Here is a 16,870-nt window from a genome sequence, read left to right as displayed (position 1 = left end):
ATATATAATGAAAGAAAGGAAATTATGGCTGAAGAAAGAGTAGAACCAAAACCAATTGACCTTGGTGAATATAAATTTGGTTTCCATGATGATGTAGAGCCTGTCCTATCGACAGGAAAAGGACTCAACGAAGGTGTTATTCGTGAATTATCTGCTGCCAAGGGTGAGCCAGAGTGGATGTTGGAATTCCGTTTGAAGTCTTATGAAACCTTCAAGAAAATGCCTATGCAAACTTGGGGAGCGGACTTGTCAGAGATTGACTTTGATGACTTGATCTACTACCAAAAACCATCTGATAAACCAGCCCGTTCTTGGGATGATGTACCTGAAAAGATCAAAGAAACCTTTGAACGTATCGGAATTCCAGAAGCTGAGCGTGCCTATCTAGCAGGAGCCTCTGCTCAGTACGAGTCAGAAGTGGTATACCACAACATGAAGGAAGAGTTTGAGAAGTTAGGAATTATCTTTACAGATACAGATTCTGCCCTCAAGGAATACCCAGACTTGTTTAAACAATACTTTGCGAAGTTGGTGCCACCAACAGATAACAAGTTGGCAGCCCTTAACTCAGCAGTATGGTCGGGTGGAACTTTTATCTACGTACCAAAAGGGGTCAAAGTGGATATTCCACTTCAAACTTATTTCCGTATCAACAATGAAAATACAGGTCAGTTTGAACGTACCTTGATTATCGTTGACGAGGGAGCAAGTGTCCACTACGTAGAAGGATGTACAGCACCAACTTATTCAAGCAATAGCTTGCACGCTGCCATTGTAGAAATTTTCGCTTTGGACGGAGCTTATATGCGTTATACGACTATTCAGAACTGGTCTGATAATGTCTATAACTTGGTAACAAAACGTGCCAAAGCTTTGAAAGATGCGACTGTTGAGTGGATTGATGGAAACTTAGGTGCCAAAACAACCATGAAATACCCATCTGTTTACCTAGATGGAGAAGGGGCGCGTGGTACTATGCTCTCTATCGCCTTTGCTAATGCAGGGCAACACCAAGACACGGGTGCTAAGATGATCCACAACGCTCCACATACAAGCTCGTCTATCGTGTCTAAATCCATCGCTAAAGGCGGAGGAAAGGTGGACTACCGTGGACAAGTAACCTTTAACAAAAACTCTAAGAAATCTGTTTCTCATATCGAGTGTGATACCATTATAATGGATGACTTATCAGCGTCAGATACTATTCCATTTAATGAAATTCACAACTCGCAAGTTGCTTTGGAACACGAAGCCAAGGTATCTAAGATTTCAGAGGAACAAGTCTACTACCTCATGAGTCGTGGTTTGTCAGAATCTGAGGCAACCGAGATGATTGTCATGGGATTTGTGGAGCCCTTCACCAAAGAGCTTCCAATGGAATACGCAGTTGAGCTGAACCGCTTGATTAGCTATGAAATGGAAGGGTCTGTTGGGTAAAAATATGCAAAATCTGAACAGGAAGTCTTCCTGTTCAGAATTTTTTTTAAAAAAGAACCTAATAAATATTCACAAAAGTGCTTTTATATGGTAAAATAAAACAATTACATTTAGTGGAGATGAAGTATGAATATTTTTAGAACCAAGGATGTTAGTCTGAGACAGACAGAGATGCATCGCCATTTGAAATTGTGGGATTTGATTCTTCTAGGGATTGGTGCCATGGTAGGGACGGGGATTTTCACCATTACAGGAACAGCGGCAGCTACACTAGCTGGTCCATCACTAGTGGTTTCCATCGTGATTTCTGCCCTATGTGTTTCTTTATCAGCGCTCTTTTTTGCAGAATTTGCCTCTCGTGTTCCTGCGACAGGAGGCGCTTATAGTTATCTCTATGCGATTTTAGGAGAATTGCCAGCCTGGATTGCTGGCTGGTTGACCATCATGGAATTTATGACAGCTGTTTCAGGTGTGGCGTCTGGTTGGGCAGCTTATTTTAAGGGCTTACTCAGTAATTATGGTATTTCCATGCCCCAAGCCTTAAATGGTACTTTTAACCCCGAACAAGGCACCTATATCGACCTTTTACCTATTTTGGTGCTTGCTTTGGTAACAGGATTGGTTTTATTAAATTCCAAGGCAGCCTTACGCTTTAATTCGCTTTTAGTGGTCTTGAAATTCTCAGCTCTCGCCTTATTTATCCTAGTTGGTATTTGGTACATCAAGCCAGAAAATTGGATGAATTTTGCTCCTTTTGGTTTTGGTCAGCTTTATGGAGGAAGCACTGGGATTATGGCAGGTGCATCTTTGATGTTCTTCGGTTTTCTCGGTTTTGAGTCGATTTCCATGGCAGTTGATGAAATTCAAAGTCCGCAAAAAAATATTCCTCGCGGAATTGTGCTTTCTCTGACAATTGTCACTATTCTCTATGCCTTGGTAACAATAGTATTGACTGGGATTGTTCACTATAGCAAACTCAATGTGGACGATGCAGTGGCCTTTTCATTGCGTAGTATCGGAATTGGCTGGGCAGCCAATTATGTTTCGCTCGTAGCCATTCTTACCCTGATAACGGTATGTATTTCCATGACCTACGCTCTGTCTCGAATGATTTACAGCTTAGCACGTGATGGTCTTTTACCTCGAAGTTTTAAACAGCTAAGTAAAACTAGCCGAGTTCCAAAGAATGCGACCATCTTAACAGGAGTTGCTTCAGCCATTGCAGCAGGAGTCTTTCCGCTAGCCAGTATCGCTGCCTTTTTAAATATCTGTACGCTAGCTTATCTCATTTTGCTAGCCTACGGTATTATCAAGCTCAGAAAGGATAAGGGCATGCCAAAAGAAGGAGAATTCAAAACTCCTTTAGTGCCGCTTTTGCCAATCCTTTCCATTCTTATCTGTCTTTCCTTTATGCTTCAGTATACCAAGGAAACATGGATTGCCTTTGGACTTGCTTTGTTGGTTGGACTAATGATTTACTTTACTTATGGCTATCGTCACTCTACACTTTCTGAAGAAGAATAAAAGCTGGGAATTCCCAGCTTTTTTAATCTTTTACATAAGTAAATCCTTCCCCCAGAATTTCATGAGCCTCTGTGATGGTGATAAAGGCTTGAGGATCGACTTGGTGAATCACATCCTTCATTTTAACGATTTCATTTCGACCGACGATACAGTAGATAATTTTTAAATCCTTTTTGCTGTAGTAACCTTGACCAGATATAAAGGTTACGCCGCGTCCGAGTTCATCGTTAATTTTTTCGGCTAACCGATCTGGAAATTGAGTTATAATCATAAATCCTTTACCAGCATAACCTCCTTCACCGATCAGGTCAATAACACGAGCAATGATAAAGTCAAATAAGAGGGTATAAGTCACTAGGCGCAAATCTTGGAAGATAATCAAAATCAACATTAGAATAATGAAATCAAGCGAGAAAAGCAATTTTCCAATTGAAATATTGGTGTATTTGTTGAGGATGCGAGCAACAATATCTGATCCACCTGTTGTACCACCAGCATTAAAGATAATTCCTAAACCAACTCCCAGTAAAACACCAGAAACTAAAGAGACAATAATGAGATCACCTTGCAAATCAAATTGTAAAGGAATTCGTTCAAAGACAGCAAGCCAGATCGAGAGGGAAATGGTTCCCAAAAGGCTGGAGTAGAGAGTTTTGGGACCAAATATCTTCCAAGCGAGGATAAAGAGAGGGATGTTAATCAAGAGATTCATCACTGAGACAGGAATTTTAAAGAGATAGAAGGTAATCAATGTGATACCAGTTGCTCCGCCTTCAAACAAATGATGAGGAACTACAAAATAGGTAAGACCAAAGGCATAAATAGCTGCCCCAAGTATGATAGTGACAATAGGCTGAACTTTTCGGATCATGATTCTCCCTCGCTTTTCTATAGATAGATTATACCAAAATTCCAAGCTTTTTCATTGGATTCATTATGATTTTTTAACAATTTTTTGATATAATAAAAGTGATAAATCCCTATCTTATTGAGAAGAATAGAAAGATTGAAGATATGACACAAGTAAAAATTGTAACGGATTCCTCTGTTACTATTGAACCAGAAGTGGTTAAAGAATTAAATATCACCGTTGTTCCTTTATCTGTGATGATTGATGGTATCCTTTATTCTGATGCAGATTTGAAAGAGGGGGAATTCCTTCATCTTATGCAGCAAAGTAAAAACCTACCCAAAACCAGTCAGCCTCCAGTGGGAGTATTTGCTGAAGTTTTTGAAGAGTTAGGCAAAGATGGTAGCCAGATTCTCGCTATCCACATGTCCCATGCACTATCTGGTACTGTCGAAGCTGCTCGCCAAGGAGCAAGCCTCTCTAGCGCTGATGTGACCGTTATTGATAGTTCTTTTACTGACCAGGCGATGAAGTTCCAAGTAGTTGAAGCTGCTAAACTTGCCCAAGAAGGCAAAGATTTGGAAACTATCTTGGCACGTGTGGAAGATGTGAAAAATCATACCGAACTTTATATCGGTGTTTCGACTTTGGAAAATTTAGTCAAAGGTGGTCGTATTGGGCGTGTGACAGGCTTGATCAGTTCTCTGTTAAATATTCGTGTCGTCATGCAAATGAAGGAGCATGAACTGCAACCTATTGTAAAGGGGCGCGGTGCTAAGACATTTAAAAAATGGCTTGACGAGTTGGCCGAGACCCTTTCTCATAAATCCGTTGCGGAAATTGGAATTTCCTACGCTGGTACCAATGAATGGGCCAATGAGATGAAGAATGTTTTACAAACTTATGTCGAAAAACCAATCTCAGTATTGGAAACAGGTTCTATCATTCAAACCCATACAGGTGAAAATGCGTGGGCTATCTTAGTTCGATATCATTCCTAAAAAAATAGAGAAAAATCGTTAGAAATAGCGTTTTTGACTTGACCTGTGGGCGATTTTAGGATATGATTATATTTGTTAATTAGAAATTATTTGGAGGAATTATTAACATGGCAAACAAACAAGATTTGATCGCTAAAGTAGCAGAAGCTACAGAATTGACTAAGAAAGATTCAGCAGCAGCAGTTGACGCTGTATTTGCAGCGGTAACTGAATACCTTGCAGCTGGTGAAAAAGTTCAATTGATCGGTTTTGGTAACTTTGAAGTTCGTGAGCGTGCTGCACGTAAAGGGCGCAACCCACAAACTGGTAAAGAAATCAAAATCGCAGCTTCTAAAGTTCCAGCATTCAAAGCTGGTAAAGCTCTTAAAGACGCTGTTAAATAATGAATTTAGAAAAAGCCTATTGTATCAAGCTTTCTAGCTTGGTCAACGGGCTTTTTGTTTTGGAAAATATGATTTTATCGTTCTGTGCAAAAAGAAAAAGGCTCCCATGAAATGAGAACCTTCTTTTAATTAGTTTTTAGAAGCTGCTTGGAAATCAGGGTTTTTCCATGCTTCATCAATGATTGCTTGCAATTCTTTAGCAGATGCTTGCATTTTTTGAGTTTCCGCGTCGTTCAATGGGATGTTTACTGGACGAACGATACCGTGTGCACCAACAACAGCTGGTTGACCGATAAAGACGTTTTCAACTCCGTATTGACCTTCTTGGAATACAGAAAGTGGAAGTACTGCATTTTCGTCATCAAGAATTGCTTTTGTGATACGAGCGAGTGCTACGGCGATACCATAGTATGTAGCTCCTTTTTTGTTGATGATTGTGTAAGCAGCATCACGAACACCTTCGAACAATTCAATCAATTCAGCTTCTTGAACGTTTTGAGTGTCTTTGAGGAATTCTTCAAGGTTTACACCAGCGATGTTGGCATGTGACCAAACAGCGAATTCAGAGTCTCCGTGTTCACCCATGATGTAGGCGTGAACTGAACGAGCATCAACATCCAATTTTTCGGCAAGTGCTTGACGGAAACGAGCTGAGTCAAGTGAAGTACCTGAACCGATAACGCGTTCTTTAGGGAATCCAGAGAATTTCCAAGTTGAGTAAGTCAAAACGTCAACTGGGTTAGCAGCAACAAGGAAGATACCATCAAAACCTGATTCAACAACTTGTGTTACGATTGATTTGTTGATAGCCAAGTTTTTACCTACAAGGTCAAGGCGAGTTTCACCTGGTTTTTGAGGAGCACCTGCAGTGATAACAACAAGGTCAGCATCTGCACAGTCAGAGTATTGAGCAGCGTAGATTTTTTTAGGTGAAGTGAAGGCAAGGGCGTGACTAAGGTCAAGCGCATCACCAACAGCTTTTTCGTGTAATTGTGGAATTTCGATAATTCCAAGCTCTTGTGCAATTCCTTGGTTAACAAGTGCGAAAGCGTAAGATGAACCTACGGCACCGTCACCAACAAGGATCACTTTTTTGTGTTGTTTAGTTGAAGTCATTATCTAAACATCTCCTTCATTTTTTTTAGGGGAATCCCCAGACACTTTCATTCTATCACTTTTAAAAAGCTTTGTCACGAATATTCTATTCGGTTATCGATGTAAACGTTTTAGTAGTTTCAGAAGCCTGAAATAAAGGACATTTTATGGTATAATATATCTAATTACTAATAGTGAAATGAGGCATTTATTAATGCAGGATAAAAATTTAGTGAATGTCAATCTGACAAAGGAGATGAAGACCAGTTTTATCGATTACGCCATGAGTGTTATCGTAGCGCGTGCTCTTCCTGATGTTCGAGATGGCTTGAAGCCTGTTCACCGCCGTATTCTTTACGGAATGAATGAACTAGGTGTTACTCCAGACAAACCTCATAAAAAATCAGCCCGTATCACAGGGGATGTTATGGGTAAATACCACCCGCACGGGGATTCCTCTATTTACGAAGCCATGGTCCGTATGGCCCAGTGGTGGAGTTACCGTTACATGCTTGTAGATGGACATGGAAACTTTGGTTCCATGGACGGGGATGGTGCCGCCGCACAGCGTTACACTGAGGCTCGTATGAGCAAAATTGCTCTGGAAATGCTTCGTGATATCAATAAAAACACAGTTGATTTCGTAGATAACTACGATGCCAATGAACGTGAACCCTTGGTCTTGCCAGCTCGTTTTCCAAATCTTTTGGTCAATGGGGCAACTGGTATCGCTGTTGGGATGGCAACTAATATCCCACCCCACAACCTAGGTGAAACCATTGATGCGGTGAAGTTGGTTATGGACAATCCTGAAGTGACGACTAAGGACTTGATGGAAGTCTTACCTGGTCCAGATTTTCCAACTGGTGCCCTTGTTATGGGGAAATCAGGGATTCATAAGGCCTATGAGACTGGTAAAGGATCGATTGTACTTCGTTCTCGCACAGAGATTGAAACCACTAAGACGGGTCGCGAGCGCATCATTGTAACAGAATTCCCTTACATGGTCAATAAAACCAAGGTCCATGAGCATATTGTTCGCTTGGTTCAGGAAAAACGTCTTGAGGGCATTACAGCTGTACGTGATGAGTCCAACCGTGAAGGGGTTCGCTTTGTGATAGAGGTCAAACGCGACGCGTCTGCCAACGTTATCCTTAACAATCTCTTCAAGATGACCCAGATGCAAACCAATTTTGGTTTCAACATGTTGGCGATTCAGAATGGCGTACCGAAGATCTTGTCCCTTCGTCAAATTTTGGATGCCTATATCGAGCATCAAAAAGAAGTGGTTGTTCGTCGGACACGTTTTGATAAGGAAAAAGCAGAAGCACGTGCACACATCTTAGAAGGTCTTTTAATCGCACTTGACCATATTGATGAAGTGATTCGTATTATCCGTGCTAGTGAAACAGATGCGGAAGCGCAAGCTGAGTTGATGAGCAAGTTCAAACTTTCTGAGCGTCAAAGTCAGGCTATCCTTGATATGCGTCTCCGTCGTTTGACAGGATTGGAACGAGATAAGATTCAGTCAGAGTATGATGAATTGATTGTCTTGATTGCAGATTTGGCAGATATTCTTGCCAAACCTGAGCGCGTGGCTCAAATCATCAAAGAGGAATTGGACGAGGTCAAACGCAAGTTTGGTGACAAACGTCGTACCGAGTTGATGGTCGGAGAGGTCTTGACCCTTGAAGATGAAGATTTGATTGAAGAGACAGATGTCTTGATTACCCTATCTAACAAGGGCTACATCAAACGTCTGGACCAAGGTGAGTTCACTGCTCAAAAACGTGGTGGTCGTGGAGTCCAAGGTACGGGAGTTAAGGATGATGACTTTGTGCGTGAATTGGTTTCAACCAGCACACATGATCATTTGCTCTTCTTTACCAATAAAGGACGCGTCTATCGCCTTAAAGGTTATGAAATCCCAGAATATGGTCGTACAGCCAAAGGATTGCCAGTTGTCAATCTTTTGAAGTTGGACGAGGGTGAGAGCATTCAGACCATTATCAACGTTGAGTCTGAACGTAGTGATGATGCCTATCTCTTCTTCACAACTCGTCACGGTGTTGTGAAGAGAACCAGTGTCAAAGAATTTGCCAATATTCGTCAAAATGGACTTAAGGCCTTGAATCTCAAGGATGAGGACGAATTGATTAATGTTCTATTGACAGAAGAAGACACAGATATTATCATTGGTACTAAGTTTGGTTATGCTGTTCGCTTTAATCAGTCAGCCGTTCGTGGCATGAGCCGTATCGCGACTGGTGTTCGAGGGGTCAATCTTCGTGAAGGTGATACAGTAGTTGGCGCAAGTGTTATTACTGACCAGGATGAGGTCCTTATCATTACTGAAAAAGGATACGGTAAACGTACACTTGCTACTGAATATCCTACTAAAGGCCGTGGTGGTAAAGGGATGAAGACAGCCAATGTTGCTGAGAAGAATGGTCCTCTTGCAGGTCTCCTCACTGTTAAAGGGGATGAAGACCTGATGATTATCACAGATACAGGTGTCATGATTCGAACAAATGTTGCCAATATTTCACAAACAGGACGCTCAACGATGGGAGTTAAGGTGATGCGTCTAGACCAAGATGCTAAGATTGTGACCTTCACAACGGTTGCTGCAGCAGAAAAAGAAGAGGTAGCAACAGAAGAGAGAACAGAGGGTGAAGCATAATGTCTCACAGAAAATTAAAGAAGAATAACCGTAAAAATATACTAATCAATATTTTAGCTGGATTTTTAATTCTTCTATCCCTTGCCTTGATTTTTAATGCTCAAATTCGTGACATCTTTATGGTTTGGAATACCAATAAATACCAAGTCAGTCAGGTGACTAAGGAAAAGATTGAGGAAAATAAAGAGACAGAAGGAAATTTCGATTTTGATTCTGTCAAATCCATTTCATCGGAAGCGGTGTTAGCTGCCCAGTGGGATTCTCAGCAACTTCCAGTTATCGGAGGGATTGCCATTCCTGAAGTAGAGATTAACCTGCCTATTTTTAAAGGTTTGGATAATGTAAACTTGTTCTACGGAGCAGGAACCATGAAAGCAAATCAGAAAATGGGGGAGGGCAACTATTCTCTAGCTAGTCACCATATCTTTACTGCTGAAAATGCGAGTCAGATGCTCTTCTCACCTTTGGTCAATGCCAAAGCGGGGATGAAAATCTATCTGACTGATAAAGATAAAGTATACACCTATGAGATTCGTGAAGTGAAGCACGTAACCCCCGATCGGGTAGATGAAATCGAGGATCATGAAGGAGTTAAGGAGATTACGCTGGTAACTTGTGTGGACTATAATGCGACAGAGCGGATTATTGTTAAAGGTGATTTTAAAGAAGTTAAAGCTTATTCTGAAACATCTGATGATATCCTAAGCGCCTTTAATCAGCCATATAAACAACGTTATTAACCTAAAAAACCAGTGAATTGTATTTTTCACTGGTTTTTGTCAGATAGAACCGTCGGTCAAAGGAGAATAATGCATGTTCGAATATCTTTGGATTGGAATGAAAACGTTGTGGAAAAATCCTGTCTTTAGTTTTTCCATTTATTTATTGGCAGCTATTCTTTTACTAATCCTTTGGCGTCGTTTTATAATTGTCCGTCGTAGTGGTGGTGATTTTTTTGCCCCGTTTCACATTGCCAATGGGAGACTTTATATTCACAATGCTTTTGTATTTGTGAAGAGAATCATTCCGCTGAATAACATCAAAATGATTGAAGTCAAATATATTCGAAGTGTCAAATTGAATGGGGCAAGGTATCATTTGTGTATCGAAAGAAAAGATGGAAAAGCTGTCAGTTTTTTCTTCGGACAATCAAAACAGAATGATCTGCTTGTGAAGAATCTAAAGAATGAAACTAAAAACTACCATATTAGAATTGTAATAGATGGATAAGTGTTTAGTTTAAGAAAGGAATGATCATGGATAAGCTACAAGAAGTCAGAGAAAATGAACAGTTAAGGACCTTACTGATGACTGAATGTGATATTTATTTTTATGACAAGATAAGTGAAGTCCAGTTTTCAGGGAACAATGAGGAGTACTCTCTTGCCTGTAAGGCTTTTGCTCAAGACGGTAGTGGGGGAGAATATGTTTTTCTCTAAGATAACAGCATAGGCTTTATCGGAAGTGAGGGCCAAGTGGGGAGAGTAGCAGAAAGTCTGGATGACTTACTGACATTCCTACTTCACGCAGGTTGTATTTCGGATTTTAGTTGTCGGTATCTTTATCAGAACACAGACTTATTGAAAGCATTTTGTAGGGGCTATGTGTCTAAAATACGAGAAAGCTATCAGGTTAAGCAGGAAAATTGGGATCTGGTACGAGGAAATATGGCTCAAAAACTATCACTTGATTTCAATCCCCAAAAACTAGAAAAAGTAGCCATGACATTTTATCAAGCGGCGACAAGGAAGCCTGTCCTTTCCTGTAAGTATATCGATGGGGAAGAAAAGTACACCTGCGATCCAGTCTTGTCGGACATTGTAGGCTTGTGGACGACAGAACTTGTAGGTATGAGTAGAGAAGAAATTGAAAACTATAAAATTTGATAATGTATGATACTTGCAAGATGATCATTCAACTTTAATAGCATCTTTTTAATGTGAAAGGAAACTGGTCAGTAGGTTAAAAGATTTATCGTAAGCAACCGAAGGATGTCTAGTATAAGAGAGGATAGATAATGAGTCAGTTAAGAGAAAAGTCTTTAGTTACGCTCAAAGAAGACATAACAAGTAGTTTTCCATTTGACAAGGATCTTCCTATGATATTCTTGGGAGAAATTGCCAATATGACTGAACACTGAATCTTCATAGGAAAATCGGGGAAGTCTTATTTTGGATATCATATTTCACATTTTAGAGAACTAGGTGAAGATGAGATATAGGACTTTCGCAGTAGGAAAAATAGATGAGGAGTTGACAATGAATAATCAGATCGACTTGGTACTTCCAAACCTATACGCAGAATTCTTGAGTAAAATCGATAAAGCAGGAGAGTTGGTAATAGAGAATACAGGCATCACCTTATACTCAAGACTAGATTTGCTAGAAAGAAACTCCACCTACCAAATAGAAGAGTGGGAACCTGATTTTTTCCTGATTGGGCAAGATGGGGATGTCGCTTTTTTTATAAAGAAAGATTCTGACGACACTATTTATATGAATGATTTGGGGGCATTAGGTTCACTGGAAATGAAACCCATATCTTTGAATATTTTCGAGTTTGTGCAAAAAGCGAGTGAACATTATGATGATATCTTCTAATCATTGCAAGTGTTGTTATTTTATCGTACGCGTGTGTGGAAGACATTTTTATGAAATCATTTGAACATTTTGATTAATGTTAATAAATTTTTAGTAAATGATAATGATTTGGAGAGTGAACAATGAATTTTGATGAGAGTTTACAGCAATACACTTATGAGCATGAGGGAGTGACCTTTGTTTGGGACGAAGAGCCTGATTGTGACTTTATAGATAAAGTTGAACTGTTATCAAAAAATTATCAGGAAAATCTCAATAGAATTATCAACTTCATGCTAGCTGATCTTAAGGAAATGTATGGAGCAGTCAGCGAGGAAGATGTGAAGAACAAGCTGGGAAAACCTATCATTGACTACAATCAAGGAACAGTTAGTTATTGTGAGCAAACCTTCGATGACTGGCACCTATTTGAGTTTGAATTTTTGGATGATCAATTTGAAACATTGAAATGTTTTTCTGTTAATGGGTAAAGGAGAGATTTATGGAATTCCCCCAATGCCTTGATTTTCTTTGTAGAAAACGTATACAAGAAAGGCTTTTCAAATTGCGTGTTTTATGTTATAATATTCACAAATAAAAGTTTTAGGAGTTTTTTATGGTCTCTTCAGAATTTATCTCAAAGATTGAATTTGCTTGTAAGAAGAAAGAAAGTCTTTATAGCCAAAGCAAGTTTAAGTATGCGATTCGTTCCATGTTTGCAGGAGCTTTCTTAACATTTAGTACAGGTGCAGGGGCAATCGGTGCTGACTTGATTAATAAAATAGCACCAGGTAGTGGACGTTTCCTCTTCCCATTCGTTTTTGCTTGGGGATTGGCCTACATTGTTTTCTTGAATGCTGAGCTAGTAACTTCAAATATGATGTTTTTGACAGCTGGCAGTTTTTTGAAGAAAATTTCTTGGAGAAAAACGGCTGAGATTCTACTTTACTGTACCTTGTTCAACCTCATCGGAGCTTTGATAGCAGGTTGGGGCTTTGCCCACTCAGCAGCCTATGCAAATCTAACACATAATAGCTTCATTTCAGGAGTTGTAGAGATGAAATTAGGTCGTTCCAATGAGCTAGTCTTGCTTGAAGGTATTTTAGCCAATATCTTTGTAAACATTGCCATTCTTTCATTTGTTTTGGTCAAAGACGGTGGAGCCAAACTTTGGCTTGTCTTATCAGCAATTTACATGTTTGTATTCTTAACAAACGAACACATTGCTGCGAACTTTGCTTCTTTTGCGATTGTTAAATTCAGTGTTGCAGCGGATTCAATTGCAAACTTTGACATTCCTAATATCCTTCGCCACTGGGGTGTAACCTTTGTCGGGAACTTTATCGGAGGAGGTCTCTTGATGGGCTTACCATACGCCTTCCTCAATAAAAACGAAGATACTTATGTCGATTAAAGAAATGAGCACGAGTTAATCGTGCTTTTTTGTTTGATGTGTATGACTAGTCATAGTTGTTCCTTATATCAAAATATAGAAAAACTGTATTGGAAAAGACTGGTACAAGATGATACAATATCCGTAATGAAGCTATTTGGAGGACGTCTTATGACTCGTGATTTTAAATTTGAAACCCTACAATTACATGCTGGGCAAGTCGTTGATCCAGCGACCAAGTCTCGTGCAGTACCGATTTATCAAACAACATCCTTCGTTTTTGATGACACGCAGGAAGGTGCTGATTTGTTTGCCTTGAGAAAACCAGGCAATATCTATACTCGTATCACCAATCCTACAACAGCAGCCTTTGAGGAAAGAATCGCTGCTCTTGAAGGCGGTGTTGGAGCATTAGCGACAGCATCTGGTATGGCTGCTGTAACCTACACTATTTTGGCGCTTGCTCACGCAGGTGACCATGTGGTGGCTGCGTCAACTATTTACGGTGGGACCTTCAACCTCTTGAAAGAAACACTTCCTCGTTATGGGATTACAACAACCTTTGTCGATGTGGATAATTTGGAGGAAGTGGAAGCAGCTATCGGTGACAATACCAAGCTTGTTTTGATTGAAACCTTGGGCAACCCCTTGATTAATATTCCTGACTTGGGAAAATTGGCTGAGATTGCGCATAAACACAAGATTCCTCTCGTTTCAGACAACACTTTTGCCACACCATATTTGATTAACGTCTTCTCTCACGGTGTAGATATTGCCATTCATTCAGCAACTAAGTTTATCGGTGGGCATGGTACGACTATTGGTGGTGTCATTGTTGATAGCGGCCGTTTTGACTGGGAAGCTTCAGGGAAATTTCCTCAATTTGTTGAGGAAGACCCAAGTTACCATAACTTGAGCTATACTCGGGATGTGGGTGCAGCAGCCTTTATTATCGCTGTTCGTGTCCAATTGCTTCGTGATACAGGTGCTGCCTTGTCACCATTTAATGCTTTTCTCTTGCTCCAAGGACTTGAAACCCTTTCGCTTCGTGTAGAACGCCATATTCAAAATACAGAGAAAATTGTTGATTTTCTTGTTAACCATCCTAAGGTTGAGAAAGTAAATTATCCAAAATTAGCTGACAGTCCTTATCATGCCTTGGCTGAGAAATACCTTCCTAAAGGTGTAGGTTCAATCTTTACCTTCCATGTCAAAGGTGGAGAGACAGAGGCACGCAAGGTGATTGATAATCTTGAAATCTTCTCTGACCTAGCAAACGTTGCAGATGCCAAATCGCTTGTTGTCCATCCAGCGACAACCACTCACGGTCAGTTGTCAGAAAAAGATCTAGAAGCAGCAGGTGTCACACCAAACCAAATCCGCTTGTCTATCGGACTTGAAAATGTAGAGGATTTGATTGAAGATTTGCGCTTGGCCTTGGAAAAAGTATAAAGTAAACAGATAAACAGTGGGTTTCGACTCACTGTTTTTGATTTTCCCTAAGGCATGATATAATGGATAAAGAAGTCTAGAAAGAGGAAAGTTATGAACGAAATCAAATGTCCCAACTGTGGGGAAGTCTTTACAGTAAATGAGAACCAGTATGCCGAACTTTTATCCCAAGTGAGAACGGCTGAGTTTGATAAGGAATTGCACGATCGCATGAAGCAGGAGCTGGCCTTGGCTGAGCAGAAGGCTATGAATGAACAACAGACTAAACTGGCTCAAAAAGACCAAGAAATCGCGCAATTACAGAGTCAAATCCAAAACTTTGATACAGAGAAAGAACTGGCTAAGAAAGAGGTTGAACAAACAGGTCATCAGGCCTTATTGGCTAAGGACAAGAAAGTACAGACCTTAGAAAACCAATTGACTATCTTACGTTTGGAGCATGAAAATCAACTGCAAAAGACCCTTTCTGACCTAGAAAAAGAACGGGATCAAGTCAAAAATCAGCTCCTCTTGCAAGAAAAGGAAAATGAGTTATCTCTAGCTTCCCTCAAGCAAAATTACGAAGCCCAGCTCAAGGCAGTTAGTGAACAAGTAGAGTTTTATAAGAACTTCAAAGCTCAACAATCTACAAAAGCTATCGGGGAAAGTCTGGAACAGTATGCAGAGAGTGAGTTTAACAAGGTCCGCAGTTTTGCCTTTCCAAATGCCTACTTTGAGAAGGATAACAAGGTCTCTGCGCGCGGGTCTAAGGGAGATTTTATCTTCCGTGAGTGTGATGAAAATGGAGTGGAAATTATTTCCATCATGTTTGAAATGAAAAACGAAGCGGATGGGACGGAGAAGAAGCACAAAAATGCAGATTTTTATAAGGAATTAGACAAGGACCGTCGGGAGAAAAACTGTGAATATGCCGTTTTGGTGACCATGCTTGAGGCAGATAACGACTACTTTAACACAGGGATTGTTGACGTCAGCCACGAGTATGAAAAGATGTATGTGGTACGTCCTCAATTCTTTATCCAGTTGATTGGTCTCTTGCGAAATGCAGCGCTTAATTCTCTCAAATACAAGCAAGAGTTGGCCTTGGTTCGTGAGCAGAATATTGATATTACACACTTTGAGGAAGACTTGGATGCCTTCAAAGTAGCTTTTGCCAAGAACTACAACTCAGCTTCGACCAACTTTGGCAAAGCCATCGATGAAATTGATAAAGCAATTAAGCGTATGGAAGAAGTCAAGAAGTTCCTGACCACATCCGAAAACCAACTCCGCCTCGCTAATAACAAATTGGAAGATGTTTCGGTTAAAAAATTGACCCGAAAAAATCCAACCATGAAAGCGAAATTTGAAGCGCTGAAGGGGGAGTAGCCTTAAATATGAAATAACTTTAAAATAGTCGTATGTCTACATTAAATATTTACAACTTTATGTACAGGAAACGAAGAGCTATTTAGAAAGATAAAACTGATATAAGTTCTTACCGTACGTCACCTATGTAAAAGAACATAACCAGGTCAAACAAGACTACGCAACAGTTAAGACGACCACTGAAACAGGGGTGAGAACGGTGGATCATCTCCAAAGGACATTTGACTATGTCGCAGAGCATCCAGTTGAGTCGGTAGCAATAGCTTTTGGTGCAGTAATTGCTATAGGTGCCGCTGTAGCGTTTGCTCCTTCAGCTATCGCTGCTCTAACTGCTTTTGGAACTCTAAAATTACTAGGAGGGTTAACTAGCATCCTTATTGGAATATCTATTTTTAATAATAAAGGGGAGTAACATATGAAATTAGTTGAAAAAATAGTTAGTAGGGAGGCAGAAAACACTCTTCTACAACTTGATAGGGCTATTCTAATTTGCTTATTTTTAGTCTTGGCTGTTGATGTGATGGCACTATTTTTAGTATTTCAAAGTAATTTGAAAATATTGGGACTCATATTATTAGTTATTGACTTTTTAGCTCTCGTCTTTGTATTTTATTTAAGATTTATATCTAGCAAAGTTGTTTATCTAATGTTAAACGATGCTATTAATCTTAAACTCTATGAAGACATGTTTAGGGTTCAATCTGAAAAATCTATTAAGCCCTATAGAGCAACGTACCAAGAAAATTTCCATTTTGTTAAGGGACAAGTGACTTATTTGAAAGGAGATTTTCAAGCTGCGAAAGAAAATTTTGAAAAAATTAATTTAAAAAAAGTTTGGAAGAGATTTAGTACAGACATATTCCTAAGATTAACTTATGGTCAATTGTTGGTTTCCATCCATCTTCAAGATGCGCAAGATATTGCTTTCTTTGAGGAACAGTTGTCCAAGGCGCCAGATTCGAAAGATGGTAAGGCTAAACTCGTTGCTCAAGCCCAAGCCATAAAAGATATTGTGTTCAATAAAGAAGTGAACGACTACTTCGACACCACTGAACCAGAAAGTAATCTAGCTCGAATCATGTTTTCTTATTACGGAGCCCTCAAC

16 protein-coding genes and 1 pseudogene are annotated in these 16,870 nt (G+C 39.9%); 15 read left to right on the top strand and 2 right to left on the bottom strand.

The window, feature by feature from the left end:
- Nucleotides 1-24: 24 nt before the first annotated feature.
- Nucleotides 25-1,437 carry a Fe-S cluster assembly protein SufB gene (gene sufB / locus SORDD05_RS02760; RefSeq protein WP_061416987.1) on the top strand — a complete coding sequence of 471 codons (1,413 nt, stop codon included), beginning with the start codon at nucleotides 25-27 and terminating at the stop codon, nucleotides 1,435-1,437.
- Nucleotides 1,438-1,563: 126 nt separating this feature from the next.
- Nucleotides 1,564-2,961 carry an APC family permease gene (locus tag SORDD05_RS02755; RefSeq protein ID WP_061416986.1) on the top strand — a complete coding sequence of 466 codons (1,398 nt, stop codon included), beginning with the start codon at nucleotides 1,564-1,566 and terminating at the stop codon, nucleotides 2,959-2,961.
- A 22-nt stretch (nucleotides 2,962-2,983) separates the two neighbouring features.
- On the opposite strand, the gene SORDD05_RS02750 is transcribed toward SORDD05_RS02755, so the two are convergent.
- Nucleotides 2,984-3,832, bottom strand: coding sequence for a YitT family protein (locus SORDD05_RS02750; RefSeq protein WP_000619968.1), 849 nt, complete (start codon nucleotides 3,830-3,832; stop codon nucleotides 2,984-2,986).
- A gap of 143 nt (nucleotides 3,833-3,975) precedes the next feature.
- Between SORDD05_RS02750 and SORDD05_RS02745 the strand changes: the two genes are divergently transcribed.
- Nucleotides 3,976-4,812, top strand: coding sequence for a DegV family protein (locus SORDD05_RS02745; RefSeq protein WP_061416985.1), 837 nt, complete (start codon nucleotides 3,976-3,978; stop codon nucleotides 4,810-4,812).
- Nucleotides 4,813-4,919: 107 nt separating this feature from the next.
- A complete protein-coding gene (locus SORDD05_RS02740) occupies nucleotides 4,920-5,195 on the top strand; it encodes an HU family DNA-binding protein (RefSeq protein WP_001284636.1) in 276 nt (91 codons plus the stop codon).
- A 129-nt stretch (nucleotides 5,196-5,324) separates the two neighbouring features.
- On the opposite strand, the gene SORDD05_RS02735 is transcribed toward SORDD05_RS02740, so the two are convergent.
- Nucleotides 5,325-6,311 carry an L-lactate dehydrogenase gene (locus SORDD05_RS02735; RefSeq protein WP_061416984.1) on the bottom strand — a complete coding sequence of 329 codons (987 nt, stop codon included), beginning with the start codon at nucleotides 6,309-6,311 and terminating at the stop codon, nucleotides 5,325-5,327.
- Between the two features lie 193 nt (nucleotides 6,312-6,504).
- On the opposite strand from SORDD05_RS02735, the gene gyrA reads away from it, so the two are divergent.
- From gyrA to SORDD05_RS10220, 11 genes and pseudogenes are all read left to right on the top strand, one after another.
- On the top strand, nucleotides 6,505-8,973 hold the full coding sequence (gene gyrA, locus SORDD05_RS02730) for a DNA gyrase subunit A (protein ID WP_061416983.1): 2,469 nt from the start codon (nucleotides 6,505-6,507) through the stop codon (nucleotides 8,971-8,973).
- Nucleotides 8,973-9,713, top strand: a complete 741-nt coding sequence (locus SORDD05_RS02725; protein ID WP_061416982.1) for a class A sortase — start codon at nucleotides 8,973-8,975, stop codon at nucleotides 9,711-9,713. Before gyrA ends, SORDD05_RS02725 begins: the two co-directional genes overlap by 1 nt.
- Before the next feature lie 73 nt (nucleotides 9,714-9,786).
- A complete protein-coding gene (locus SORDD05_RS02720; protein ID WP_061416981.1) occupies nucleotides 9,787-10,203 on the top strand; it encodes a hypothetical protein in 417 nt (138 codons plus the stop codon).
- A gap of 26 nt (nucleotides 10,204-10,229) precedes the next feature.
- Nucleotides 10,230-10,859: pseudogene (locus SORDD05_RS02715) on the top strand (hypothetical protein).
- A 372-nt stretch (nucleotides 10,860-11,231) separates the two neighbouring features.
- Complete coding sequence (locus SORDD05_RS02710; protein WP_061416980.1) at nucleotides 11,232-11,573, top strand: hypothetical protein; 342 nt, start codon at nucleotides 11,232-11,234, stop codon at nucleotides 11,571-11,573.
- A gap of 122 nt (nucleotides 11,574-11,695) precedes the next feature.
- Nucleotides 11,696-12,043: a hypothetical protein gene (locus SORDD05_RS02705; protein WP_061416979.1), complete on the top strand. Its 348-nt coding sequence runs from the start codon at nucleotides 11,696-11,698 to the stop codon at nucleotides 12,041-12,043.
- A 125-nt stretch (nucleotides 12,044-12,168) separates the two neighbouring features.
- On the top strand, nucleotides 12,169-12,966 hold the full coding sequence (locus tag SORDD05_RS02700; RefSeq protein WP_061416978.1) for a formate/nitrite transporter family protein: 798 nt from the start codon (nucleotides 12,169-12,171) through the stop codon (nucleotides 12,964-12,966).
- A 150-nt stretch (nucleotides 12,967-13,116) separates the two neighbouring features.
- Complete coding sequence (locus SORDD05_RS02695; protein WP_061416977.1) at nucleotides 13,117-14,397, top strand: O-acetylhomoserine aminocarboxypropyltransferase/cysteine synthase family protein; 1,281 nt, start codon at nucleotides 13,117-13,119, stop codon at nucleotides 14,395-14,397.
- 93 nt (nucleotides 14,398-14,490) lie between these two features.
- Nucleotides 14,491-15,765, top strand: a complete 1,275-nt coding sequence (locus SORDD05_RS02690) for a DUF2130 domain-containing protein (RefSeq protein WP_061416976.1) — start codon at nucleotides 14,491-14,493, stop codon at nucleotides 15,763-15,765.
- A 199-nt stretch (nucleotides 15,766-15,964) separates the two neighbouring features.
- Entirely contained in the window at nucleotides 15,965-16,177 is a 213-nt protein-coding gene (locus SORDD05_RS02685; RefSeq protein ID WP_061416975.1) for a hypothetical protein, read from the top strand.
- A gap of 3 nt (nucleotides 16,178-16,180) precedes the next feature.
- Nucleotides 16,181-16,870, top strand: a 690-nt coding sequence (locus SORDD05_RS10220; protein ID WP_231077313.1) for a hypothetical protein, incomplete at its 3' end; no start/stop codon positions are given.

It is taken from the genome of Streptococcus oralis (genome assembly GCF_001578705.1).
Classification (GTDB): domain Bacteria; phylum Bacillota; class Bacilli; order Lactobacillales; family Streptococcaceae; genus Streptococcus; species Streptococcus oralis_J.
The sequence above is the reverse complement of the archived record's forward strand: the minus strand, read 5'-3'. Positions and strand labels throughout refer to the sequence as shown.